Raw genomic sequence first — 23,902 nt, 5'->3', positions numbered from 1 at the left:
GGCAAGGTGGCAGGACACTTCTATCGGCCTGTTCGCAGTCTGCAGCCCATCGCATCGGGACCGCCGACAAAGAATGCAACGGATAGGTGTTTTGCAATTGTTAGCGCTCGCGCGTTCTGGTAATCTCAACGCCCGTTCAGAGTGCTTATTGCATTCTGTAGCGGGACTTCCCTGAACGTTCCGCGTCACGCTTATTCGCGTCGTCTGCACCCAGAATGATCTTGTTCTGATGTGCTCGCGGCTCCAACAGACTTCCTGTCCATGACGCGTTTTATTTTCGTAACTGGTGGCGTGGTATCGTCACTGGGAAAGGGTATTGCAGCAGCCTCACTGGCGGCGTTGCTCGAAGCGCGTGGCCTCAAGGTCACGATGCTCAAGCTCGACCCTTACATCAATGTCGATCCGGGCACCATGAGTCCTTATCAGCATGGCGAGGTCTTCGTCACGCACGATGGCGCCGAGACCGATCTCGATCTGGGACACTACGAGCGTTTCGTGCGTATCCAGACCAGTCAGAGCAACAACTTCACGACCGGTCGTGTGTACGAGACCGTCATCGCCAACGAACGGCGTGGGGATTATCTGGGAGCCACCGTACAGGTGATTCCCCACATAACCGACGAGATCAAGCGACGGGTACTGGTCGGTGCCGGTGACGCCGATGTGGCCATGGTCGAGATCGGTGGAACCGTCGGTGATATCGAATCCCTGCCGTTTCTGGAGGCGATTCGACAGATGGCCGTGCAGCTGGGTCGCGAGAAGACCCTGTTCATGCACCTGACACTGGTGCCCTACATCGCCTCGGCCGGCGAGATCAAGACCAAGCCGACACAGCACTCGGTCAAGGAGCTGCGTTCCATCGGTATCCAGCCGGACATTCTGCTGTGCCGTGCCGATCGCCTGCTGCCGGATTCCGAGCGGCGCAAGATCGCCCTGTTCACCAATGTGCAGGAACGGGCCGTCATCGCGGCCAACGATGCCGATACCATCTATGACATCCCGCGCATGCTGCATGCACAGGAACTGGACGAACTGGTGGTCGAGCAGTTCAAGCTGGACTTGCCGCCAGCAGATCTGAGTGAATGGCAGCGTGTGGTGGACCGTATCCGACACCCTGGCAAGTCCGTCACCATCGGCATGGTAGGCAAATACACGGAGCTGACGGAATCCTACAAGTCGCTCAATGAAGCCTTGACCCACGCCGGCATCCAGACAGACAGTCGTGTGAAGATCCGTTACCTGGACGCCGAAAAACTCGAGCAGGGCGACCTGCGAATCCTGGGCGAGGTGGATGCCATTCTGGTACCCGGCGGCTTTGGCAATCGCGGTGTGGAAGGCAAGATCATCGCCGCGCAATACGCGCGCGAGCACAAGATCCCGTATCTGGGCATCTGTCTGGGCATGCAGGTAGCCGTCATCGAGCATGCCCGTCACGTGGCAGGTATCGAAGCGGCCAACAGCAGTGAGTTCGATCTCGATGCCGAGGAGCCGGTCATTGCACTGATTACCGAATGGCAGAATGAAGACGGTGAAACCGTGCTTCGAGACAAGGATTCCGATCTGGGTGGAACCATGCGCCTGGGTGGCCAGCTGTGCGTCATGCAACCCGACTCACTGGCCGCCAGAATGTACGGTGCCGAGCAGGTGGTGGAACGTCATCGTCATCGCTTCGAATTCAACAACAACTATGCGAATCGCCTGACCGAAAGCGGACTGGTGATCTCGGCTCGCTCCAGTGGCTCCATCGCTGCAACCGACGAAGGTGAAGCCGACATGGATACCAACGGCCTGGTCGAGATGATCGAACTGCCGGATCACCCCTGGTTCATCGGTTGCCAGTTTCATCCGGAATACACCTCCAATCCGCGTGACGGGCATCCGCTGTTCACCGGCCTGGTCACGGCCGCTCTGGATTATCAGGCAACTCGCAGCAACGAGCCTGCCGTGGAGTCTGTACCGACAGAGCCTTCCACCGAATAGCCGTTACCGTTCTCGCTTGCCGACAGGTGTCGGTGAGTCGTTTCGCCAACAAACGAAGGGCCTTGTCATGCAACTCTGTGGTCACGAAGTCGGTCTGAATCAACCGCTGTTCCTGATTGCCGGTCCCTGTGCCATCGAATCAGAGGACATGGCCATGAACACGGCGGCGATCCTCAAGAAGATGACGGCCGAGCTGGGCATTCCGTTCATCTACAAGTCATCCTTCGACAAGGCCAATCGCTCCTCTCGGCTCAGTTTCCGGGGTCTGGGCATGGCTGAAGGTCTGCGCATTCTGGCCAAGGTTCGCGAGGAAATCGGTGTGCCGGTACTGACCGATGTGCATGAAGATACACCGATGGATGAAGTGGCGGATGTGGTGGATGTCCTGCAGACACCGGCTTTCCTGTGCCGGCAGACCAATTTCATCGAGCGTGTGGCTCGGGCTGGCAAGCCGGTCAACATCAAGAAGGGGCAGTTTCTGGCCCCGGCCGACATGCAGCATGTCGTGGCCAAGGCGCGTGCAGCGGGCAATGACAACATCATGGTCTGTGAGCGGGGTGCCTCATTCGGTTACAACAATCTGGTGTCCGACATGCGTGGTCTGGCCATCATGCGAGCCACCGATTGCCCGGTGGTCTTCGACGCCACGCATTCGGTACAGTTGCCGGGCGGGCAGGGCAGCAGCTCCGGCGGTCAACGCGAATTCGTTCCCGTGCTGGCAAGGGCAGCGGTAGCTGCCGGTATTTCCGGTCTGTTCATGGAAACCCACCCGGATCCGGACAAGGCACTCAGCGATGGCCCCAATGCCTGGCCTCTGGGCAAATTGCAACCGTTGCTGGAAACGCTGATTCGTCTCGATGGTACGATCAAGTCAGGTGAGCTGGCAGAAACCCCCTATCTGGGTTGATGATGCATCCATCAGTGCCGTAACGGTGACATCTTGCCGAACCTGTGGCAGGCAGTGGATGGCAATGGCACAGGCAGGCCATAAGGCTCTACAATTCAACAACCCTCCTTCAAGATCAGGAAAGTCCAATGACATCCCGAATTACCGAGTTGCATGCCCGCGAAATCATGGATTCCCGCGGCAATCCGACTATCGAAGCCGATATCGTTCTGGCATCGGGGGCCAGGGGGCGAGCTGCAGTACCATCCGGCGCATCCACCGGTACCCGTGAAGCGCTCGAACTGCGCGATGGTGACAAGTCGCGGTATGGCGGCAAGGGCGTTCTGAAAGCCGTCGAGCATGTCAATGGGGCCATCCGCGATGCCGTCATGGGACATGATGTCACCGATCTGGCCGGTATCGACAAGATCATGCTGGAACTGGATGGCTCGGAAAACAAGGACAAACTGGGTGCCAATGCCTTGCTGGCGGTGTCCATGGCCAGTGCGCACGCCGCGGCTGCCGATTCGGGGCAGATGCTGTACGAATACCTCGGTGGTGAGGAAGCAGTGAATCTTCCCGTGCCGATGATGAATATCATCAATGGCGGTTCTCACGCCGACAACAGCGTCGATCTGCAGGAATTCATGATCATGCCCGTCGGTGCCAGCTCGTTTCGGGAAGCGCTGCGTTGTGGCGCCGAGATCTTTCACTCCCTGCGAGGTGTGCTGCACGATCGAGGCATGAACACCAGTGTCGGTGATGAAGGGGGTTTCGCGCCCAACCTGTCGTCCAACGAAGAAGCCCTGGAAACCATTCTGGTGGCCATCGAGAAAGCCGGTTATGAAGCGGGCAAGGATGTCTATCTGGCCCTGGATGTGGCCAGTTCCGAATTCTACAAGAAGGGTGTCTACAACCTGGCCTCCGAGAACCGCGAGTTCGATGCGGCGGGTTTTGTCGACTATCTGGCCGACTGGGTTGACCGCTACCCGATCATCTCCATCGAAGATGGGCTGGACGAAGGCGATTGGGCAGGCTGGAAAATCATGTCGGAACGCCTGAATGACTCCATCCAGCTGGTCGGTGACGATCTGTTCGTCACGAACCCGAAGATTCTGGCACGCGGCATCGAGGAAGGCATTGCCAATTCGATACTGATCAAGGTCAATCAGATCGGCACGCTGACCGAGACGCTGGAAACCATTCGCATGGCTCACAAGGCCGGCTACACCACGGTCACCTCACATCGTTCCGGTGAAACCGAGGACACCACCATTGCCGACCTGGCAGTGGCCACCAACGCCAAACAGATCAAGACCGGTTCCCTGTCTCGATCCGATCGGATTGCCAAGTACAACCAGTTGCTGCGTATCGAGGAGCACCTGGGTGACCGAGCAGTCTACCCCGGCGCATCGGCGTTCAATCAGACGCTGTAGTGCCTGATTGTCTGCATCTCTCGATACCAGCGGTCCGTCGGGGCAAGCGCTCCGGACCGCTGCGGCAACTTCCGCATTCAGTGTCGCCCTTGACAATACGATGAAGGTATTGCTGGGTCTCTTGCTGGTGCTGCTGCTTGCCCTGCAGTACAGGCTCTGGTTTGGTGATGGCAGCCTGCAGGAAGTGTGGCGTCTGCGTGAGCAGGCGCGAGCTTCGCAGGCCGAAGTGCAGCGCCTCAGCATGCGCAATCAGGCTCTGGCGGCCGAGGTGGCTGACCTGAAGAGCGGGCTGGAAGCTATCGAGGAGCGTGCACGGGCTGAACTGGGCATGATCGACAAGGACGAAACCTTCTATCAGTTCGTCCTTGAACAGAGTGTCCGGTCCAGACCGCTGGCGTCTCCTGACAATCAAGCGGAATCCGTCGACCCATGAACGAAGACATGTGGATTGTGGTGCCGGCTGCCGGCCGTGGCGAGCGCATGGGCAGCTCGCTGCCGAAGCAGTACATCACCATCGGCGAGCACACCATGCTGCAGCACACCTTGACACGTCTGTTGGCGGTCAAGGATGTCGCTGGCATCGTTGTTACCCTGGCCGAGGGTGACGAGCACTGGCCGTCAGTGGCTGCCGGCAGGGAAGCAAGGGTGCATTCCACCATCGGCGGCATGACACGCGCAGACTCGGTGATTGCGGGCCTGCGATTCGTACTCAATCACGCACCGGCCTCAAGCTGGGTGCTGGTGCATGATGCTGCGCGCCCACTGGTGAGTGTGGCCGATATCAAACGCCTGACCGATGCCGTACGCAACAGCGGTGCGGTGGGAGGCCTGTTGGCCAGCCCGGTGAATGACACGCTCAAACGGGTGGATGAATATTGCTGCGTCGAACTTACCGTGACCCGGAGGAACCTCTGGCAGGCACAGACACCGCAGATGTTTCGCGCGGGTGAGTTGTTCGAGGCGCTGCAGTCGGGAGCACTGTCCGGCGCACCGGCCGACAGCATTACCGATGAGTCCTCGGCGATGGAAGGCATGGGGCATGAACCATTGCTGGTAGAAGCCCTGCAACCCAATCTGAAAGTCACCCGACCGGCAGATCTGACACTGGCCACACTGCTACTAGCCAACCTGCAGAGCAATTCATGAGAATCGGAACCGGGTTTGATGTGCATGCCTTCACGGCAGGTGATCATCTGATGATCGGTGGTGTAAGAATCGATTTCGACCGTGGATTCCTCGCGCATTCCGATGGCGATGTCTTGCTGCATGCCATCAGCGATGCCTTGCTCGGGGCCGCTGGACTGGGCGACATCGGCCGGCATTTTCCCGACACCGATCCGGAATGGAAAGGGGCCGATAGCCGCGATTTGTTGCGTCGAGTCGTGGCACAGCTGAACGAGCGTGGCCTGCGCTGCACCAGTCTGGACGCGACTCTGATTGCTCAACTGCCGAAGCTGGGCCCGCATATTGAGAACATCCGTGAGGTACTGGCCGCAGATTTGCAGATGGAAGGGTCACGAATCAACGTCAAGGCCACGACCACGGAACATCTGGGTTTCTGTGGCAGGGAAGAAGGCATCGCGGCCATGGCCTCGGTGTTGTTATCCGAAACCGGCGACTTACCTCAAGGACCTCAGTAATGACGACTCTGGCAATCATCGGTGGTACCGGTCTGACTCGAATGGAAGGGTTGACGGTTACCCGACGCGAAATGGTCAAGACACCCTATGGGGCGCCATCCTGTCCGATCGTGTTCGGTGAGCTTGGAGGCCGGCAGGTGGCCTTTCTGGCACGTCACGGCAGCACCCATCGAATTCCCCCGCATCGCATCAACTACTGCGCCAACATCTGGGCGTTGCACAGTGTCGGCATCAAGCGCATCATTGCAGTGGGCGCTGTGGGTGGCATCTGTGAAAGCTGTTCGGTGGGCACGATCGTGATCCCCGATCAGATCATCGATTACACCTACGCCCGTGAAAACACCTTCTTCGATGGCGGCGCAGATCCGGTCGAACATATCGACTTCAGCTACCCCTACAACGAGAACCTGCGTTCGGCGCTGATCGATGGAGCCGCGGCGGTCGATGAACTGAATGTGGTCAGCCAGGGAGTGTATGGCGTCATGCAGGGGCCGAGACTGGAAACGGCAGCGGAAATCCGTCGTCTGGCGGCTGATGGCTGCACCATCGTCGGCATGACCGGCATGCCAGAGGCGGCATTGGCCGCCGAACTGGGTCTGGGCTATGCCTGCTGTGCCGTGGTAGTCAATCCGGCGGCCGGGCGTGACGGACAGAAAGTGGACACCACCGCACTGCCTGCCAGCATCAAGTCGGGAATGAGCAATGCCGTCAAGGTGCTGGACAGAACGCTGCAGAGTTCGGTACTCGAGGAGAGTTGAGAAGTCGTCTCAGGTCCCGCAGAAGGTCCGGGTAACCACCTCTTCCGGGCGCGGAGGCGCGGCGAAGGGGCTCTCCTCGTGAGCAGGGTCAAACGGCGACGTGACTGCCTGCAGCAAGGCCTGGAATGGCGCAAGGTTGCCATCATGCACCGCCGCATCGATCATGGCTTCCACCTGATGGTTCCTTGGAATGATGACAGGGTTGCTGTTCTGCATCAGGCGGGTGGCGGCTTCCTGCGCCGTTGCTTCATCACCGACTCGTTGTTGCCAGCTGCGATGCCAGTCGTGCAGCGTGCCGCCCGGGGCGAAGGGGTCGGTGGCCGATCGCTTGCTCAGTTGGCGGAAGGTAAGCGTGAAATCCAGAGAATGCGTCTGCATCAGGTTCAGCAATGAACTGATCAGGGTCAGGTCTTCGTCCTGCTCGCCGACCAGGCCGAGTTTGGCTCGCATGCGGGTCAGGTAGTTGCCGACGAAGCGTTCATCGAAGCGATTGATGGACTCCTGGGCCAGTCGCACGGCTTCTTCCTTGTCCTCGTTCAGCAATGGCAGCAGGCACTGCGCCAGATTGACCAGGTTCCATTGAGCGATACGCGGCTGATTCTGATAGGCATAGCGTGCACCGCGGTCTATCGAACTGAAGACCTTGTCGGCCGCGAAGCTGTCCATGAAGGCGCAAGGACCATAGTCGATCGTGTCACCCGTGATGGATGAATTGTCGGTATTCATGACCCCATGGATGAAGCCGAGGGATTGCCAGTGAGCGATCAGTGACGCCTGTGCGTCGATGACCGCATCGAGCAATGCCAGCGCCGGGATCTCGGCCTGCGCAGCTTCCGGGTAATGACGCTCGATGACATAGTTCAGCAGCTGCTCGACGGCTGCATGATTCTGGCGTGCCGTGAAATACTGGAAAGTGCCTACCCGGACATGGCTTCGAGCAACACGCGTCAGAATCGCACCGGGCAGCGGCCCTAGTTCGCGCATGACATGATCGCCGGTCCTGACGGCTGCCAGTGCCCGCGTAGTGGGAACGCCCAATGCCGCCATGGCTTCGCTGACGACATACTCACGCAGTACCGGCCCGATCCAGTTGCGACCATCACCGCCACGTGAAAAGGGGGTCGGACCTGCACCCTTCAGCTGAATGTCGTAGCGGACACCGTCCTCACCGATGACTTCACCGAGAAGGATCGCGCGGCCATCGCCCAGTTGGGGTACCCAGTTACCGAATTGGTGGCCGGCATATGCCATGGCCAGAGGACTTGCGCCGTCGGGTACCGTGTTACCGGCCAGCATGCGGATACCGCCCGGGCTGCGCAGCGCGTCGGCATCGATGCCCAGATTTCGGGCCAGAGCCTCGTTGATGGCAATCAGTTCAGGCTGGCTGACCGGAGTCGGAGGAAGGCGCTGGTAGAACTCGGGAGGTAGTGCCGCATAGCTGTTGTCAAAGGCAATACTCGGCGAGTCGATGGTTGGCGACATGGATGTCCTGTGCGTTGTACGGGCATGAGTGCCGCAGCGGCCAACTTCACGCAAGATGTCTGAAGGTTGTCAAACAGGCCTGGAGGCAAAGAAAAACCGGTCCCCGTCAGCTTGTGCTCGTGACTGGGGACCGACAAAGGTCGAGTTGTGGTGAAACTACCCTCCCAAAACAGAACAGTGATGTTCGAGGTGATCCTCGATGACGCTGGCAATGAACCAATAGGAGTGATCGTACCCGTTTTGCATGCGATAGTTCAATGCCTGGTCGGCGTCCTTGCAGGCATCGATGAACAGTTGTGGTCGAAGCTGTTCGTCCAGAAACGGATCGGCATCGCCGGTATCGATCAGAATCTGCGCCTTGCTGGGGCGCTTGCCGACCAGCTCGCAGGCATCGTAGTCCGCCCATTGGCTGCGATCCTCTCCCAGATAGGCGGTAAAGGCCTTTTCGCCCCAGGGAACCTGCATGGGCGCGGTGATGGGCGATAGCGCGGACACCGAGCGATAGGTCTCCGGATGCTTCAGGTGCAGCGTCAAGGCACCGTGGCCTCCCATGGAATGACCCATGATGCCCTGGCGTTGCGGATCGGCGCTGGGGAACTGACTGAATACCAGTTCCGACAGTTCGTCCACGATATAGCGGTCCATGTGATAGTGCGTTGACCAGGGTGACTGGCTGGCGCTGAGGTAGAAGCCAGCTCCCTGACCCAGATCGTAGGCGTCGTCGTTGGGTACATCGTCACCGCGGGGACTGGTGTCCGGTGCAACAACCATGACCCCCAGCCTGGCCGCAATGCGTTGCAGACCGGATTTTTCCATCACATTGGACCAGTTGCAGGTCAGTCCGGAGAGATACCAGATGACCGGCAGCCGGGTATCGTCGTTCGCCGCCGGTGGCGTATAGACGGCAAACTGCATGGGGCAGTGGCACACCGCGCTGTCGTGCTCATGCACGGACAGTGTGCCGCCAAAGCTCTTCCAGCTGGATACGGTTTCCATCAGTACAGCACCACGCCCCGGATGCTTTCACCGGAGTGCATCAGGTCGAAGCCCTTGTTGATGTCTTCCAGCGGCATGGTATGCGTGATCAGGCTATCGATATCGATGCGTCCGTCCATGTACATGTCGACGATCTTCGGGACATCGGTACGACCGCGGGCTCCGCCGAAGGCCGTGCCACGCCAGGAGCGTCCGGTCACCAGCTGGAACGGTCGGGTCTTGATTTCCTGGCCAGCACCGGCCACGCCAATGATGATGCTCTCGCCCCAGCCCTTGTGGCAGCATTCCAGCGCCGCGCGCATGACTTCCACATTGCCGATGCATTCGAAGGAATAATCGGCGCCACCGCCGGTGAGTTCCACCAGGTGGCCGACCAGGTCGTCACTCAACTCCTTGGGGTTGACGAAATCGGTCATGCCGAACTTGCGACCGACTGCTTCCTTGGCCGGGTTCATGTCCACGCCGATGATCTGTTTGGCACCCACCATGCGCAGACCCTGGATGACGTTCAGACCGATACCGCCCAGCCCGAATACCACGGCAGTGGAGTTCGGCTCTACCTTGGCGGTAAACATGACTGCCCCGATGCCAGTGGTGACACCGCAGCCGATGTAGCAGATCTTTTCGAAGGAGGCATCCTTGCGGACCTTGGCCAACGCGATCTCGGGCAGGACCGTGTAGTTGGAAAAGGTGGAGCAGCCCATGTAGTGCAGGATAGGCTCGCCCTTGTAGGAAAAACGCGAGGTGCCATCAGGCATCAGGCCCTGGCCCTGCGTGGAACGGACTTTCTGGCACAGATTGGTCTTCGGGTTCAGACAGTATTCGCACTCGCGACACTCCGGCGTATACAGCGGGATGACATGGTCGCCCGGCTCCAGGCTGGTCACGCCGGGTCCGACTTCCACCACGACTCCGGCACCTTCGTGCCCGAGGATCGCCGGAAAGGCGCCTTCAGGATCAGCCCCGGAACGGGTGAATTCATCGGTATGGCACAGACCGGTCGCCTTGATCTCGACCAGCACTTCACCGGCTCTCGGACCCTCGAGATCCACTTCCACGATTTCCAGGGGTTTGCCTGCTTCAAATGCAACTGCCGCACGTGTTTTCAAGGGGTGATTCTCCGTGAGTTGGTCGTTGTGTGAAAGTGCATTGTAGCGGTTCACCTGCTGTTGTAACAGACGTGATCGAATCGCTGAAAAAACGGCACCCTGATGCAAGCCTGTGTGCCAGCCTCATCAAGGGCAGTTCGGATCAGACGACGGAAGCAGACACGATTTGCGCAAGTGCGTCATGGCCAGCAACACACGCCTGATCGCTCTGACTTGGCTTACACTGGGGATACTGTTTCAGCGAGAGAGTCAGAAACCCGTGAAGACAATCGGTATCGGCATCATCGGAGCCGGCTATATGGGAAAGCTGCACAGCGTCGCCATGCAGGCGGTCGGCGCCGTGTTCAACACGGAGCTGCGTCCGATATGCGAAATGCTGTGTGCCACCACCGAGGACGGGGCTGCTCGCAAGGCTGCGGAGTTCGGTTTTCGGCGCTCGACGGCTGATTGGCAAACTCTGGTGGCCGACCCCGCGGTCGAAGCCATCGTGATCGCATCGCCTCAATCCACTCATCGCGAGATTGCGCTGGCAGCCATGGCCGCTGGCAAACCCGTGCTGTGCGAAAAGCCGATGGGTGCATCACTGGCGGAGAGTATCGAGATGACCGAGGCAGCCGAGGCTGCCGGTGTCGTGAACATGGTGGGGTTCAATTACGTGCGCACACCGGCCACGCAATTCGCACGACAACTGATCCAGCAGGGCGTGATCGGCGACATGACCTGGTTCCGCGGTGAGCACACCGAAGACTTCTGCGCCGATCCGGACGCGCCCGGCAACTGGCGCACGCGTGGCCGCGCCAACGGCACGATGGGCGATCTGGCATCACACATGATCAACGCGGCCATGGCGCTGGCAGGTCCCATTCATTCGCTGTGTGCCGACATGGAAACCGTCTACCCGACCCGCCCATCCGCAAATGGTGGGCGGGAACCGGTGACCAACGACGATCACGCACAGTGTCTGTGCCGCTTCGAATCGGGGGTCATGGGTCATCTGTATTTCAGCCGGGTCGCAACCGGCAGAAAGATGGGATATGCCTATGACATCAGCGGCAGCAAGGGGGCCATCCGTTTCGATCAGGAGGATCAGAATGCCTTGTGGCTGTACAAGATGGACGGACCCGAGAGTGAGCGCGGGTTTCGCAAGATACTGACCAACACCGAGCATCCGGACTACGTGAATTTCTGCCTCGGACCGGGCCACGGCACGGGTTACCAGGACCAGCTGATCATCGAAGCCCGTGATTTTCTGGCGGCAATTCAGGCCGGGCAGGCGCAATGGCCGACCTTCCGTGATGGCATGGAGGTGAACCGTGTCATCGACGCCGTCTGGGCATCCTGTGACAAGGCGTCGTGGGTGGAGGTCTGAAGAAGCTTTACCCGAAGTGCACCATGGTGCATTGTGTGTGGCGGGAGCAGCAAGCGAGGATGAAGGAGATGGACAGACCCACTGAGCAGGACCCGACAGTCTGGCTGGATGATTCATCCATGGATCTGTCGCAGCTGGAAGCATTGTGTGAACAACAGACCGATCCGGCGAGTGTTCCGCTGGCCTCCGATATCGTCAGTCAGATACCGGTTTATGACGGGGCGGCGATCCGGGAGGCAGCCGCTGATGAAGCGGCGGCGACACCCCAGGTCCTGGCCCTGCAGGCCGAATGGGCTCGCACGCTCGGTCAGGGCGCCGGCGTGGTGCTGGTCAGGAATGCCGTGGCAGATCTGAACATGCTGGACCGGGTAACAGCGGTGTTCGAAACGCTCATCGACGCCGAGCGAGCCAGCGGTAGCGGGGCGGATCACTTCGCACCTCGGGGTACCAACACCCGACTGTGGAACGCTCACGAGAAACTCTGTCTGCAGTCGCCGGAATTGTTCGCGCGCTACAACGCGAACGATGTGCTGGCATTGATGTGTCGTGCCTGGCTGGGCCCGGGTTACCAGATCACCACGCAGGGCAACATCGTCCATCCCGGCGGTCAGGCACAGCACTGTCATCGTGACTACCATATGGGCTTCCAGCAGGCCGAGCAGCTGCGCCAGTATCCGGCGCATGTGCATGCCATGTCGCCGTTGCTGACGCTACAGGGAGCCATTGCCCATTCGGACATGCCGCTGGAGTCCGGGCCGACCAAGGTGCTGCCGTTCTCGCAGCAGTATCTGCCGGGATATCTGGCCGCCGAGCGAGAGGAATGCATCGCCCTGTTCGAACAACGACATGTCCAGCTGGCCTTGCACAAGGGCGACATGCTGTTCTTCAATCCGGCGGTGTTTCATGCCGCGGGCGAGAACCGGACCACCGATGTGGACCGCTTTGCCAATCTGGTACAGGCGGGCTCGATGTACGGCCGCACCATGGAATTGCAGGACAAGGCACGCATGAGTGTGGCCTTGTACCCGGTACTGCATCAGCTGATCAGCAGTCATGGTTGGCTGCCCAGGCAGACGCGTCAGGTCATCGAGGCCTGCGGTGAGGCTTATCCCTTTCCGGCCAATATGGAGCTGGAGCCACCGGTCAATGGTCTGGCACCATTGTCGCAGCAGCAATTGATGGCGCAATGCCTGGAGGAGGGCTGTACCAGTGATGTCTTCGCACGCCGTATCGGCTCGCAGCTGCAGCTGAAACGCTCACACTGACAGAACTGCACGCTGCCGTGAGCATGAGCAGCTCTTCCTGACGCTATAATGTCCAGTCCGGACTTCGCGATCGCCCAGGATGGCCGTTCCGTCTGCCAGCCGACAAGACCCCTGACGTATGCCTGACACCTTCGACCCCGCTCACCGGCGACTGGTCGTGGCTCCCATGATGGAGCTCACCGATCGTCATTACCGGCATCTGGCGCGCCTGCTGACGCGGCATACGCTGCTGTATACCGAGATGCTGACCTGCAAGGCAGTGATTCATGGTGATCGTCCCTACCTGCTTGGTCGTCACGAGTCGGAGACCCCTGTGGTGCTGCAACTGGGAGGCTCGGATGTGGGCGAGATGGCACAGGCTGCTGCCATCGGTGCCGACTGGGGGTATGAGGAGATCAACATGAATGTGGGCTGTCCCAGTGACAGGGTGCAGGCCGGGCGATTTGGTGCCTGCCTGATGGCCGAACCACAGCTGGTGCGCGAGGTGGTGGCTGGTATGCAGCAGGCCGTCGACGTTCCCGTGACGGTCAAGTGTCGCCTCGGCATCGATCGGGATGACAGTTACGAAGCGCTCGAGTCCTTTGTCGAACAGGTGGCTGACAGTGGTTGCCGATACTTCACGGTACATGCCCGCAAGGCCTGGCTGGACGGCCTCAGCCCGAAGGAGAATCGCAGCATTCCACCGCTGCGTTACGAGTATGTCTATCGCCTCAAACAGGCCTTTCCACAGTTGCACATCAGCATCAATGGCGGTATCGATACGCTTGATGCTGCGCTGCAACATCTGCAGCATGTCGATGGGGTGATGATCGGGCGCGCGGCGTACTACAGCCCGGCCATCCTGGCGGAGGCCGATCAGCGCATCTTTGCCGATCTGCCGGGTGGTCTGCAGGGGACGGTCGATATCGAGTCACTGGCATCCGTGGCACGGGCCTATGCGCAATACATGCAGACCTGGGTGGAACAGGGCGTGCGTCCCAGCGCGCTGAGTCGGCATCTGGTTTCTCTGTTTCAGGAGGTCCCCGGGGCGCGCCTGTGGCGGCGACATATCAGTGAGCAGGCCGGCAAGACGCGCGATGCCGTTGCACTGGTGGATCAGGCGCTGGAATACATCGTCGATCACGCCCGGCGCAGTGCCTGATGGCCGGTCGCGAGGAAGCACCGCACAGCAATCGACGTGATATCGAGAATCTGAAGAAACTCTCGACCTATCTGTGGGAATACCGCGGACGGGTACTGGTTGCTCTGGGCTTTCTGATGCTCAGCAAGCTGGCCATTGTCGCCGTACCGCTGGTGCTCAAGCGCATCATCAACACGCTGGACCAGACCGGTGGCGCAACCGGCGACGGCAACGCAGGCAACACCCTGGCGGATTCGCTCGCGGACCCGCTCGGCGACCCGCTCGCCGTTGGCAGCAATGAGATACTGCTGGTCGGTCTGGGTCTGGTGGCGGCGTATGGCCTGTTGCGCATGTGCAGCTCCCTGTTTACCGAATTGCGCGACTCCCTGTTCGCTCGTGTTCGTTACCGCGCCATGCAGAAGCTGTCCAGCCAGGTACTGACGCAGTTGCACGACCTGTCTCTGGCTTTCCATCTGGAGCGGCGCACCGGCAGTATTGCCAAGGACCTGTCGCGCGGTACCAGCAGTCTCAGCTCGATCGTCAATCTGCTGGTCTTCAACATCGTACCCACGGCTGCCGAATTCCTGCTGGTTGCCGCCATTCTGCTGGGTGGCTATGGCTGGCATTACACGGCGGTGGTGTTCGGTACCGTCATCATCTACGTGGCGTTCACGCTGTTCTTTTCCGGCTGGCGCATGCAGTTTCGTCATGAAATGAATCGCATGGATTCACTGGCCAGTGGTCGTGCCGTGGACAGCCTGCTGAACTACGAGACCGTCAAGTATTTCAATAACGAGAAGCGCGAAATTGCGGTCTACGAGGCCCATATGAATGACTGGGCCAATGCCGGAGTGCGCAGTCAGGTAACCATGTCGACACTGAACTTCGGGCAGGCGGCCATCGTCTCCGTTGGCGTCACGCTGATCATGATGCTCGCTGTTCGCGACGTCACCACCCGGACGATCACCCTGGGTGATATCGTGCTGATCAATGCCATGATGCTGCAGCTGTTTGTACCGCTCAATTATCTGGGCGTGGTGTACCGTGGCTTGCAATATGCACTGGCCGATATGGATCTGGTGCTGCGATTGCTCGAACGCACGCCACAGATCCAGGACAAGCCGGGAGCAAAGCCACTGGAGGTCAGACAGGCGCGTATCGAATTTCGCGATGTCCGGTTTGCCTATCTGCCAGAGCGGCCCATCCTGCGTGGTGTCAGTTTCACGGTGGAGCCGGGCAGCAAGGTAGCGGTGGTCGGACCCTCGGGTGCCGGCAAGTCGACCCTGTCGCGCCTGTTGTTCCGCTTCTACGATGTGGATGACGGCCAGGTCCTGATCGATGGGGTGGATGTACGGGATTGCACGCAATCCAGTCTGCGAGAGGCTCTGGGTGTGGTGCCGCAGGATACGGTGATGTTCAACGATACCATTCGCTACAACCTGGCCTATGCCCATCCGGAAGCCGATGACGAGCGGGTGACCGAGGCTGCGCGGCGTGCAAATCTGGAATCCTTCATCCGGGAACTGCCGCAGGGTTATGACACCGTGGTCGGTGAGCGAGGTCTGAAGCTCTCCGGTGGAGAGAAACAGCGCATGGCCATCGCCAGGGTCGTGGTCAAGGACCCGCCGATCATCATTTTCGACGAAGCCACATCCAGCCTGGATACGCGCAGCGAGCAGGCGATTCTGGAGGGCATGAACGCGGTGGCCAGACGCGCGACCTCACTGGTCATCGCCCACCGACTCTCGACCGTGGTTGATGCTGATCAGATCATCGTGCTCGATGCCGGTCAGGTGGTTGAACAGGGAACGCATGAACAGTTGCTGGAAGCCGACGGCCTGTACGCGGACTTGTGGCAGTTGCAGCTGGGAGCTGATGATGGCGAAGGCGAATGAATCGCTGAAGATACGGATGCAGTGGCTCAGTCACGCACCAGTGACAGGAACTCATTGCGCGTATTGATATCCGAACGGAAACGACCGAGCATGGCCGATGTGGTCATGGAGGAGTTCTGTTTCTGGACACCACGCATCATCATGCACATATGCTGGGACTCGATGATCACACCGACACCGATCCCACCCGTGACCTCGAGCACCGCCGTGGCGATCTGCTTGGTCAGGGATTCCTGAATCTGCAGTCGCCGTGCATACATGTCGACGATGCGCGCAACCTTGGACAGACCGATGACCTTGCCGCGCGGCAGATAGGCCACATGACATTTGCCAATGAACGGCAGCAGATGGTGCTCGCACAGGGAGTAGAGCTCAATGTCACGCACGATGACCATCTCGTCGCTGTCGGATTCGAAGATGGCGCCATTGACCACTTCCTCCAGAGTCTGGTGATAGCCGCGCGTCAGAAACTCCATGGCCTTGGCGGCGCGTTCGGGAGTGTCGCGAAGTCCATCACGCGAGACGTCCTCGCCGACGGATTCAAGGATGCTGCGATACGCTGAGGTCATTGATTCCATGGGAGTGAATGATCGCCTGTGCTACGGGCCAGAGACATGGCCGGAAATGAGCGCAGACTATAACGGATTTTGCTTCCGGCCTGCGTTTCAGGACTATCGAGCCTGGCCGAAAGATGGCAAGTTGTACAAGAGCGCTTGCCGTGGGGGAAAAAAGATTGCATTGGCAGTAAGCTGTGTGATCGGGCATCGTCTACCCGACCTTTCCATGCCGGCTCGGCATGAGCAGTGCTTGTGTAATCCCTTTGCAACGCTGACGCACGTTTCATGGAGTTCATTCTGATGGGCATTGTTTTCTGGTTGTTGGTACTGGCGCTGACGCTTTTCATTCTGTCCAGATATCGTCTCAGCCTGCCGGTTGCAACGGCCGCAGGTGCCGGCATCCTGCTGCTGGCTTCCCTGTTCGGCTTTCTGTCGGGTGTGGTGGGGGCCATTCTCGTGCTGGTATTCATCGCGGTGGCCGTACTGTTCAATGTACGTTCTCTGCGGCATCGCTTCTTCAGTCTGCCCATACTGAAATACGTCAAGGTGGTGCTGCCACCCATGTCCGAGACTGAACGGGCCGCCATCGATGCCGGTACGGTCTGGTGGGAAGCCGAACTGTTTCGCGGCTCGCCTGACTGGGAGAAACTGGGCAACTATCCCGAGGCTCGTCTGACACCGGCCGAACAGGCATTTGTCGATGGCCCGGTCGATCAGCTGTGCAGCATGATGGATGACTGGCAGATCACCTATGAGCTCAACGACCTGCCACCGGATGTCTGGCAGTTCATCAAGGAGCAACGGTTTCTCGGTCTTGTCATCCCCGAATCGTATGGCGGTCTGGGTTTCTCTGCCATGGCCCACTCCGAAGTGGTGACCAAGCTGGCAACCCGCAGTGTCACCGGCGCCGTGAGTGTCATGGTACCCAACTCGCTGGGTCCGGCCGAGCTGTTGTTGCACTATGGAACCGAGGAGCAGAAGAACCACTATCTGCCTCGACTGGCCGTGGGTGAGGAGATTCCCTGTTTTGCACTGACCGGGCCATCGGCCGGATCGGATGCCGGTGCCATGCCGGACTTCGGTATCGTCTGCAAGGGGCAGCATGAAGGGCAGGAAGTGCTGGGGCTGCGGGTCACTTGGGAGAAGCGGTATATCACGCTCGGACCGATTGCCACCCTGCTGGGGCTGGCATTCAAGGCCTACGATCCGGACGGGTTGCTGGGAGATCAGGAAGACCTGGGCATTACCTGCGCCCTGATACCGACATCCACCGAAGGGGTGAATATCGGACGACGTCATTTCCCGCTCAATCAGGCATTCATGAACGGGCCCAACAGCGGCAAGGAGGTGTTCATTCCGATGGACTGGATCATCGGTGGTCAGCCGATGCTTGGTCAGGGCTGGCGCATGCTGATGGAGTCGCTGTCGGTCGGCCGTGGTATTTCCCTGCCGTCCAATGGGGTGGCTTCCGGCAAGGCCACCTCGCGCTTTGTCGGTGCCTATTCACGGGTTCGCAGGCAATTCAATCTGCCGATCGGCAAGTTCGAAGGCATCGAGGAGGCACTGGGCCGGATCGCGGGTCTGACGTACACCATGGATGCCGGTCGTCGTCTGACCTGTGCAGCACTGGATCAGGGCGAAAAGCCCTCGGTTGTCTCCGCCATCCTGAAATACTACAACACCGAGGGCATGCGAACCGTTCTCAATGACGGCATGGATATCATCGGAGGCAAGGGGATCTGCATGGGGCCGGGCAATTTCCTGGGAAGACCCTATCAGGCTATCCCGGTGGGCATCACCGTGGAAGGGGCCAACATCCTGACTCGCAGTCTGATCATCTTCGGGCAGGGAGCGATCCGCTGTCATCCCTGGTTGATGGATGAGATCTCGGCAGCCTCATTGCCGAATCAGCAGGAAGCGCTGGAAAGCTTCGACGAAGCCCTGATGGGGCATGTCGGTTACGCCATCCAGAACGGCAGTCGTTCCCTGTTTCATGGACTCACCAAGGGGGCATTTGCCAATGCACCCGAGGCGGGCGAAAACACCAAGTACTATCGACGTCTGGCACGCATGAGTGCGGCCTACTCCTTCCTGGCGGACTTTGCCATGCTGTTTCTCGGGGGGGGGCTCAAGCGCAAGGAAATGTTGTCCGGGCGCTTTGCCGATGGCTTGATGCAGATGTACATGGCCTCGGCGGTACTCAAGCGGTTCGAGGATTCCGGCCGACCTGCAGAAGACCAGCCGCTGCTGGAATGGTCCGTACGTACCGCGCTGTTCGAGACCCAGGTGGCTCTGGATCAGATCCTGCGCAATTTTCCCAGTACGGCTGTCGGGCTGCTGTTGCGTGGCATCGTGTTCCCCTTGGGACGTCGCTACCGCACACCCAATGATCGTCTGACACAGGCATGCGCGCGAATACTGCTCGAAGAATCGGCGGCTCGGGATCGCCTCACCGCGGGCGTGTTCCTCAGTGATGACCCGAAGGATGTCACCGGTTCTATCGAACATGCTCTGAGAGCCGTGCTGGCGGCCGAGGACGCCGAGCGCAAGCTCAAGGCAAGTGGTCGCAGTCGGCCGGTGGAAATGGACCATGAGAGCTGGCTGCAGCAACTGGCAGGCGAGGGTGTCCTGAGCCCTGCAGAGTGCACCTTGCTGAGCGAGGCGGCCGCTGCCGTGAATACGGTCATCCAGGTGGATGACTTCCCCAACGAGGTCGGTCAGGGTGCCTGCTGATACAGCGGTAGTGAGTCAGTCACGGCACTGACCTTCACTCCCGGTGGGCAGAACGAACACGAGGGCTGAGCGGGCAGATTGCCATTCCAGGCAGTCTGCCCGTCGTCCGGTTCTTCAGTTGCCCAGCATTGCCGCCTTGAGTGAGTCCTGAGCCGGCTGGTCCGAGAGCCAGATGCCGAACAGGGCCTGTTTGAACGGCAGACCTTCGATGACGGTCAGACTCTCCCCGTTACGGCTGATGTGAGTGCCGACGCCGGGTTCATAGGCGAGTGTGTAGCGACTCCCCGGGCTGATCTTGTCCTGCATGAAACTCAGCATCTGATCGATCTGAGGCTGGATGGCCTGTGTGTTGCCACCGGTGGATTTGGCGAAACCTTCATCCAGAGCCTTGACCAGCTTCTTGCGGGTCAGCAGATCCGACAACACATCGAGCCGGATGGCCATTGCCTCGTCGGCCGCCACGATGCTGGCGGCATCGGCAGTGGGCGAAGCCAGATACAGACTGCCCACATAAAGCTTGATGAACAGCTTCTTGCGAACACCGGCGCCGTGGTAGGTCGTGGTCTGTTTACCGACGGTGAGCGTGTCGTCCAGGCTGACGCCTGCAACCTTTGCTGCCTGCGCGGGCAGATGCGTCAGACAGGCAAGCAGGAGCAGCCACGTCAGTGGGCTTCTTGAGAAAGAGGTCATGGCAAGAGTATTCTGCAAAGTCGGGAAGGAGACCTGCATGCCATCTGTCGCCACAGGTCCTGAGGTGATGGATCGGGGTACTGGCAACGCCTCATTGGCTGTTACGGCCACCCGAGCCTATGTGCTCCAGGCATCGGGATGGCGCCCTCCCTGACGTCATCCCGACCCGTTTCCGCCGGCCTATGGCAGCGGGGCGATGACCGTGTCGTCGGTGACGGGCAGCTGGGTGCCCTGGCTTGCGGCAAAGGTGGCTGTCTGGCGCTGCATCTCGACCGTCGCCGCCGCACTGGCTTGCGCTCTGATGATGGAGGCGTGATCGCCGACCGAGAACTTGACCAGTCCGCCATTGGTGGAGTCGGCCACGATCTGGGTCAGACCCAGCTGACGAGCCAGTGGTTCGGTTCCAGCCAACGGTGCAGTTGCCACACTGTTGGGTATGACCGCGTCTCCCAGTACCTCGATCATGTGCAATCGGGTGGCACCCGATTGTGCCAGGGTGGCCGCGTGGTTGATCGGATCTCCCGAATCCAGCAGCGACTGGGCTGCGGTGAGAAAGGTGTTGTAATCATCCGATCCGGTCTCGATGCCGGCGTCCTGCAAACCCGCGTTGATGATTGGCGCGAACGTTTCCGAATTGGCCAGCAACTGGGCGATGCCTCCGCCGGGCATGGCCAGTGTCGCACTCTGGAAGCTGTTGTCGTAGGACAACATGGTGGTACCGACAATGCCGCCCAGTGAATGCCCGACAAAGTTCAGATTGCCGGCATTGAGGGTGACATTTTCCACCTGCGCGGACGACAGACTGGCTGTCAGGGTGAACAGATCGGCCACTGACTGACGCAGATTGTCACGAGAATTGGCCAGGTTCTGCAGATTGATGAAGTATTTGCCGGAAGTATCGGGTTCGCCATCGGGGCCGACATCTTCCACTTCCGTGCCATCCTCCAGCGGATTGGTGGCCAGATCGATGTCAAAGGTTCGTTCGCTGACACCGAATGGCGAATTGGCGGCATGCAAGGGGTTGCTGTCGTCTATCAGGCCATGCAACGGCATGTCGATGGCAATGACAGCCCTGCCGGCATCGGCCATGGCATCGGCGATGGCCAGCATGAAGGAGCGATTACCCGTGATGCCATGCTGGAAGATGGTCACGGGCCAGCCGTCCGCCGGCATGTTGCCACCACTGGCCGAGGTGGCATTGGGCACGCTCATCAGAACCGGAATGGTCTCCGTGGAGGTCAACACCGGTGCGTAATTCGGGGCTTGAGACTCATTCAGGGTGCCTACGACATTGCCGTCACTGTTCTTCCAGAAGCTGTTGAGCACATCCGCAACCCCTGCGTCACCCTGCAGCGCCGTCAGATAGTAGGGGACCTCCAGAGAGCCGATATAGATGTCGGCCTTGCCACCTGCGGGGCTGGTCTGTCCGGAGTTGCCCAGTCGCAGTACACTGCTTGTGGACTGATCCTTGACGGCCTGCAGTACATCACGGGTCGACTGTGTTCTGAAGACCCAGGTCAGCGCAATGTCCGACGCATCGATACCGGTTGCTGCCTGAACGGCGGCAAGCTGCGAGCCGGTTGCGCCGCGCAGCAACTCCAGCTGCCCCAGGGTCTGCTGTCGCTGCAGCAGTTCCGCAAGCTCGGCCTGTTGGCTCTGATCGGGCTGGTCCAGCTGCGACAATTCTTCCAGTCTCTCCAGATCGCTCTGCGGCAGGCCCAGTGCCTGATCACTCTTGAGCAGACCATAGGTGAGGTTGGCCTCCAGTCCATTGCCATCCGGGTCGGTGATGCCATTGGTCAGGGCGACCAGGTAATCGCTCTTGGGGTTCAGGGGCACGGTAGGCAGCAGTATCAGCTGATTGCCGACGGATGTGGCCGCCAGCAGACGCGGGTCCGAGATCTCGGACAGAACTCCGGTGACACCCACGGCCTGTGCCGTGGAGACTTCGAATACACGGATCGTATCGCCGACAATCAGAGAGGCCGGATCCAGGGTTTCACTGATGGTCGTGACAATCGGTGCAACCGTGGAAAATCCGTCCAGCTGGTTCAGGGCCACTCGTGGGTTGGCCAGTGTCTCGTCAGCGCCTTCACCGAGCGGCAGGTCAAGCGTGCCATCGGTGGAGGTCAGCAGGAACAGGCTGTTGGGAAAGGGCAGTACCGGTGCATTCGGGTCCGGACTGAACAAGGCCTGCGGCGAACTGTCTGCCGCAATGGCTGCGTCCAGTTCGTCCTTGCTGCCGTCGAAATCATGGTTCGAATCGCTGCTGCAGGCAACCAGAGTCAACAGCAGGGGCGCTGCAACCAATGAAGAATAGTGTTTCATGTGCATGAGCCTCTAGTTGAACGACCAGTTGAGCTGGGCGCCAACGATGTGGACGTGTGAATCATAGGTGCCGCGGATCTCCTGACCGACGCCTTCGGATTCCGGATCGGAATTGTCGATAGGGGTTTCATCCAGCATCAGCAGGGAGTAGCCGACATCGAACGAGAATCGCTGGCTGACCTGGTAGCCGCCACCCACAGAAAACCAGGTGCGATCATTACCCGGAATCCGGGCGGTGCGGCGAGCGGCACTGGGGATGGCCTCTTCATCGAAGGCAAGACCGGCGCGCAGCGTCAGCTTGTCACTGTGTGTGTAGTTGATTCCGGCGGAGTAGCGCATGACATCTTCCCACTCCTGCACCGACAGGGTGTCGTCCTGCACCGGGTTGTCGTAGACCACCCGAATTTCCTCGAGTGAGCTCCAGCCGGTCCAGGTGATATCGCCCAGCAGCTGCACCTTCGGATTGGCCTGATAGGCTGCGGACACCGAGAACATGGCCGGTAGATCGACCTCTGCCGTGACAGGGGAGTCGGTCAGGAAGTTGGCAGTCAGGAATTGACCGGTTGGATCCGTGCTGGTGTTGCTGGCAAAGACATCCTGCAGATTCTGCGGAATCCTGAAATCACCATCCCCTTCGAGTTCATGGTCGACGGAATGCCGATAGGCCACACCGATCTTGAGTTTTTCATCCGGCGTGAAAAGAGCGCCGAGATTGAAGCCGAAGGCCGTGGAGTCGCCTGTGACTTCGCCGTAGCCGTCATTGTTCACGTTGCCGGGCGTCAGCCCGGCATTGACGCAATCGGTCGAGGTGAAGCTGGTGTCATCTCTGCCGGCCAGGCCCAGGCAGGCGGCACCGGAGTCCACCGCACTTCCCAGTTCGGCATCGAGTTGCTGGAGGCTGATGCCGAACCCCAGACTGATCTTGTCGGACACCTTGTAGGACAGGGCCGGATTGATGTCGATGACACTCAGTCCGCTTTCCACCGTGGTATAGCGGCCTTTCCAGTTGGCATCGTATTCGGTGGATGAGCCGAACGGTGCGCCGATACTCAGACCATAGCTCCAGCGCTCATTGATCGGTGCCACGTAGTAGAAGTTGGGCAGCGCCGAGGTGGTACCGGCTTCCGCCGTGGTGGGGCCTGATGCGACGCCTCGTCCCAGCGCGGCACCCAGCGTGGTGCCTTGATCGGTCCAATCGGTATTGGTGGTCAGCAAGTGCACACCAACCACGACTTCGCGTCCTTCGATCTGGCTCATGCCTGCCGGATTGAACCAGACAGTCGAGCCATCCTGGCTGACGGCAGCTGCGCCGGCATAGGCATTGCCGAGGCCGGAGGCACCGTGTTCGATCAGCGCAAAACCACCCGCTTGCGCGACACCGCTCAGTCCGGCAAGACCGACGAACCCCACAAGGGTTCCCAGCGGTCTGAGCCGCCTGTATGTTGTATTCATCTTTTCTCCTGAAGCTCGTGGTGGTTTTGCAAGGGGCCGAATAGCTGGCTGGCTGATCTGCATGACTGAATAGTCAAGGCAGACTACCCTGACTTAAGTATAGGCTCAAGTCCTTGTCCTCACTATCAATAATGTACAGTAATGATAGTGCCTATCGTTGCGCGGGAGCACGCAGGTAACATGTGCACGATGGGCGTCTGCCAGCG

At 59.7% G+C, this 23,902-nt stretch carries 19 protein-coding genes; 12 read left to right on the top strand and 7 right to left on the bottom strand.

The genetic code is table 11. The features are described 5' to 3' along the window. Positions 1-261 precede the first annotated feature (261 nt). The 7 genes from ACUNV4_RS10070 (at position 262) to ACUNV4_RS10040 (ending at position 6,700) form a co-directional block, all read left to right on the top strand. Positions 262-1,980 (top strand): CTP synthase, encoded by a 1,719-nt coding sequence (locus tag ACUNV4_RS10070; protein ID WP_430878411.1) that lies wholly within the window; start codon positions 262-264, stop codon positions 1,978-1,980. Between the two features lie 67 nt (positions 1,981-2,047). After that, complete coding sequence (gene kdsA, locus ACUNV4_RS10065; RefSeq protein WP_430878410.1) at positions 2,048-2,887, top strand: 3-deoxy-8-phosphooctulonate synthase; 840 nt, start codon at positions 2,048-2,050, stop codon at positions 2,885-2,887. 128 nt (positions 2,888-3,015) lie between these two features. Then, positions 3,016-4,302, top strand: a complete 1,287-nt coding sequence (eno, locus tag ACUNV4_RS10060; RefSeq protein ID WP_430878409.1) for a phosphopyruvate hydratase — start codon at positions 3,016-3,018, stop codon at positions 4,300-4,302. 100 nt (positions 4,303-4,402) lie between these two features. Continuing rightward, positions 4,403-4,735, top strand: coding sequence for a cell division protein FtsB (gene ftsB, locus ACUNV4_RS10055; protein ID WP_430878408.1), 333 nt, complete (start codon positions 4,403-4,405; stop codon positions 4,733-4,735). Further along, positions 4,732-5,448, top strand: coding sequence for a 2-C-methyl-D-erythritol 4-phosphate cytidylyltransferase (gene ispD / locus ACUNV4_RS10050; protein ID WP_430878407.1), 717 nt, complete (start codon positions 4,732-4,734; stop codon positions 5,446-5,448). Before ftsB ends, ispD begins: the two co-directional genes overlap by 4 nt. Next, on the top strand, positions 5,445-5,942 hold the full coding sequence (ispF, locus tag ACUNV4_RS10045; RefSeq protein ID WP_430878406.1) for a 2-C-methyl-D-erythritol 2,4-cyclodiphosphate synthase: 498 nt from the start codon (positions 5,445-5,447) through the stop codon (positions 5,940-5,942). The genes ispD and ispF overlap by 4 nt, the downstream gene beginning before the upstream one ends. Continuing rightward, positions 5,942-6,700, top strand: a complete 759-nt coding sequence (locus ACUNV4_RS10040) for an S-methyl-5'-thioinosine phosphorylase (protein WP_430878405.1) — start codon at positions 5,942-5,944, stop codon at positions 6,698-6,700. Before ispF ends, ACUNV4_RS10040 begins: the two co-directional genes overlap by 1 nt. A gap of 9 nt (positions 6,701-6,709) precedes the next feature. Here the strand turns inward: ACUNV4_RS10040 and ACUNV4_RS10035 are convergent, their stop codons facing one another. The 3 genes from ACUNV4_RS10035 to ACUNV4_RS10025 form a co-directional block, all read right to left on the bottom strand. Continuing rightward, on the bottom strand, positions 6,710-8,182 hold the full coding sequence (locus tag ACUNV4_RS10035) for a protein adenylyltransferase SelO (RefSeq protein WP_430878404.1): 1,473 nt from the start codon (positions 8,180-8,182) through the stop codon (positions 6,710-6,712). A 156-nt stretch (positions 8,183-8,338) separates the two neighbouring features. Continuing rightward, entirely contained in the window at positions 8,339-9,178 is an 840-nt protein-coding gene (gene fghA / locus ACUNV4_RS10030; RefSeq protein WP_430878403.1) for an S-formylglutathione hydrolase, read from the bottom strand. Then, positions 9,178-10,287, bottom strand: coding sequence for an S-(hydroxymethyl)glutathione dehydrogenase/class III alcohol dehydrogenase (locus ACUNV4_RS10025; protein ID WP_430878402.1), 1,110 nt, complete (start codon positions 10,285-10,287; stop codon positions 9,178-9,180). The genes fghA and ACUNV4_RS10025 overlap by 1 nt, the downstream gene beginning before the upstream one ends. Positions 10,288-10,546: 259 nt before the next feature. Here ACUNV4_RS10025 and ACUNV4_RS10020 point away from each other — a divergent pair, with 259 nt between their 5' ends. The 4 genes from ACUNV4_RS10020 (at position 10,547) to ACUNV4_RS10005 (ending at position 15,936) form a co-directional block, all read left to right on the top strand. After that, positions 10,547-11,656 (top strand): Gfo/Idh/MocA family protein, encoded by a 1,110-nt coding sequence (locus ACUNV4_RS10020; RefSeq protein WP_430878401.1) that lies wholly within the window; start codon positions 10,547-10,549, stop codon positions 11,654-11,656. Positions 11,657-11,724: 68 nt separating this feature from the next. Further along, the gene (locus ACUNV4_RS10015; protein ID WP_430878400.1) at positions 11,725-12,921 is read left to right on the top strand and encodes a phytanoyl-CoA dioxygenase family protein; all 1,197 of its coding nucleotides are present in this window, start codon (positions 11,725-11,727) and stop codon (positions 12,919-12,921) included. A gap of 118 nt (positions 12,922-13,039) precedes the next feature. Then, entirely contained in the window at positions 13,040-14,062 is a 1,023-nt protein-coding gene (gene dusA, locus ACUNV4_RS10010) for a tRNA dihydrouridine(20/20a) synthase DusA (RefSeq protein ID WP_430878399.1), read from the top strand. Then, positions 14,062-15,936, top strand: a complete 1,875-nt coding sequence (locus tag ACUNV4_RS10005; protein ID WP_430878398.1) for an ABCB family ABC transporter ATP-binding protein/permease — start codon at positions 14,062-14,064, stop codon at positions 15,934-15,936. The genes dusA and ACUNV4_RS10005 overlap by 1 nt, the downstream gene beginning before the upstream one ends. Positions 15,937-15,962: 26 nt before the next feature. Here the strand turns inward: ACUNV4_RS10005 and folE are convergent, their stop codons facing one another. Beyond that, the gene (folE, locus tag ACUNV4_RS10000) at positions 15,963-16,514 is read right to left on the bottom strand and encodes a GTP cyclohydrolase I FolE (RefSeq protein ID WP_430878397.1); all 552 of its coding nucleotides are present in this window, start codon (positions 16,512-16,514) and stop codon (positions 15,963-15,965) included. A 279-nt stretch (positions 16,515-16,793) separates the two neighbouring features. Between folE and ACUNV4_RS09995 the strand changes: the two genes are divergently transcribed. After that, complete coding sequence (locus tag ACUNV4_RS09995; protein ID WP_430878396.1) at positions 16,794-19,226, top strand: acyl-CoA dehydrogenase; 2,433 nt, start codon at positions 16,794-16,796, stop codon at positions 19,224-19,226. Between the two features lie 114 nt (positions 19,227-19,340). On the opposite strand, the gene ACUNV4_RS09990 is transcribed toward ACUNV4_RS09995, so the two are convergent. The 3 genes from ACUNV4_RS09990 to ACUNV4_RS09980 all read right to left on the bottom strand — a co-directional run bounded on the left by ACUNV4_RS09990 (position 19,341) and on the right by ACUNV4_RS09980 (position 23,696). Further along, positions 19,341-19,916 carry a chalcone isomerase family protein gene (locus tag ACUNV4_RS09990; protein ID WP_430878395.1) on the bottom strand — a complete coding sequence of 192 codons (576 nt, stop codon included), beginning with the start codon at positions 19,914-19,916 and terminating at the stop codon, positions 19,341-19,343. Between the two features lie 180 nt (positions 19,917-20,096). Then, positions 20,097-22,244 (bottom strand): hypothetical protein, encoded by a 2,148-nt coding sequence (locus ACUNV4_RS09985; RefSeq protein WP_430878394.1) that lies wholly within the window; start codon positions 22,242-22,244, stop codon positions 20,097-20,099. 12 nt (positions 22,245-22,256) lie between these two features. Beyond that, complete coding sequence (locus ACUNV4_RS09980) at positions 22,257-23,696, bottom strand: OmpP1/FadL family transporter (RefSeq protein ID WP_430878393.1); 1,440 nt, start codon at positions 23,694-23,696, stop codon at positions 22,257-22,259. Positions 23,697-23,902 lie beyond the last annotated feature (206 nt).

The organism is Granulosicoccus sp. 3-233 (assembly GCF_052681095.1).
The sequence above is the reverse complement of the archived record's forward strand: the minus strand, read 5'-3'. Positions and strand labels throughout refer to the sequence as shown.

Bases quoted from the DNA above. Each gene is read 5' to 3' on its own strand.
- ACUNV4_RS09990 (WP_430878395.1), bottom strand. From the start codon at position 19,916: ATGACCTCTTTCTCAAGAAGCCCACTGACGTGGCTGCTCCTGCTTGCC.
- ACUNV4_RS09995 (WP_430878396.1), top strand. From the start codon at position 16,794: ATGGGCATTGTTTTCTGGTTGTTGGTACTGGCGCTGACGCTTTTCATT.
- ACUNV4_RS09980 (WP_430878393.1), bottom strand. From the start codon at position 23,696: ATGAATACAACATACAGGCGGCTCAGACCGCTGGGAACCCTTGTGGGG.
- ACUNV4_RS10070 (WP_430878411.1), top strand. From the start codon at position 262: ATGACGCGTTTTATTTTCGTAACTGGTGGCGTGGTATCGTCACTGGGA.
- fghA (WP_430878403.1), bottom strand. From the start codon at position 9,178: ATGGAAACCGTATCCAGCTGGAAGAGCTTTGGCGGCACACTGTCCGTG.
- ACUNV4_RS10035 (WP_430878404.1), bottom strand. From the start codon at position 8,182: ATGTCGCCAACCATCGACTCGCCGAGTATTGCCTTTGACAACAGCTAT.
- ACUNV4_RS10005 (WP_430878398.1), top strand. From the start codon at position 14,062: ATGGCCGGTCGCGAGGAAGCACCGCACAGCAATCGACGTGATATCGAG.
- ACUNV4_RS10015 (WP_430878400.1), top strand. From the start codon at position 11,725: ATGGACAGACCCACTGAGCAGGACCCGACAGTCTGGCTGGATGATTCA.
- ACUNV4_RS10040 (WP_430878405.1), top strand. From the start codon at position 5,942: ATGACGACTCTGGCAATCATCGGTGGTACCGGTCTGACTCGAATGGAA.
- ACUNV4_RS09985 (WP_430878394.1), bottom strand. From the start codon at position 22,244: ATGAAACACTATTCTTCATTGGTTGCAGCGCCCCTGCTGTTGACTCTG.
- ispF (WP_430878406.1), top strand. From the start codon at position 5,445: ATGAGAATCGGAACCGGGTTTGATGTGCATGCCTTCACGGCAGGTGAT.
- ftsB (WP_430878408.1), top strand. From the start codon at position 4,403: ATGAAGGTATTGCTGGGTCTCTTGCTGGTGCTGCTGCTTGCCCTGCAG.
- kdsA (WP_430878410.1), top strand. From the start codon at position 2,048: ATGCAACTCTGTGGTCACGAAGTCGGTCTGAATCAACCGCTGTTCCTG.
- ispD (WP_430878407.1), top strand. From the start codon at position 4,732: ATGAACGAAGACATGTGGATTGTGGTGCCGGCTGCCGGCCGTGGCGAG.
- eno (WP_430878409.1), top strand. From the start codon at position 3,016: ATGACATCCCGAATTACCGAGTTGCATGCCCGCGAAATCATGGATTCC.
- folE (WP_430878397.1), bottom strand. From the start codon at position 16,514: ATGGAATCAATGACCTCAGCGTATCGCAGCATCCTTGAATCCGTCGGC.
- dusA (WP_430878399.1), top strand. From the start codon at position 13,040: ATGCCTGACACCTTCGACCCCGCTCACCGGCGACTGGTCGTGGCTCCC.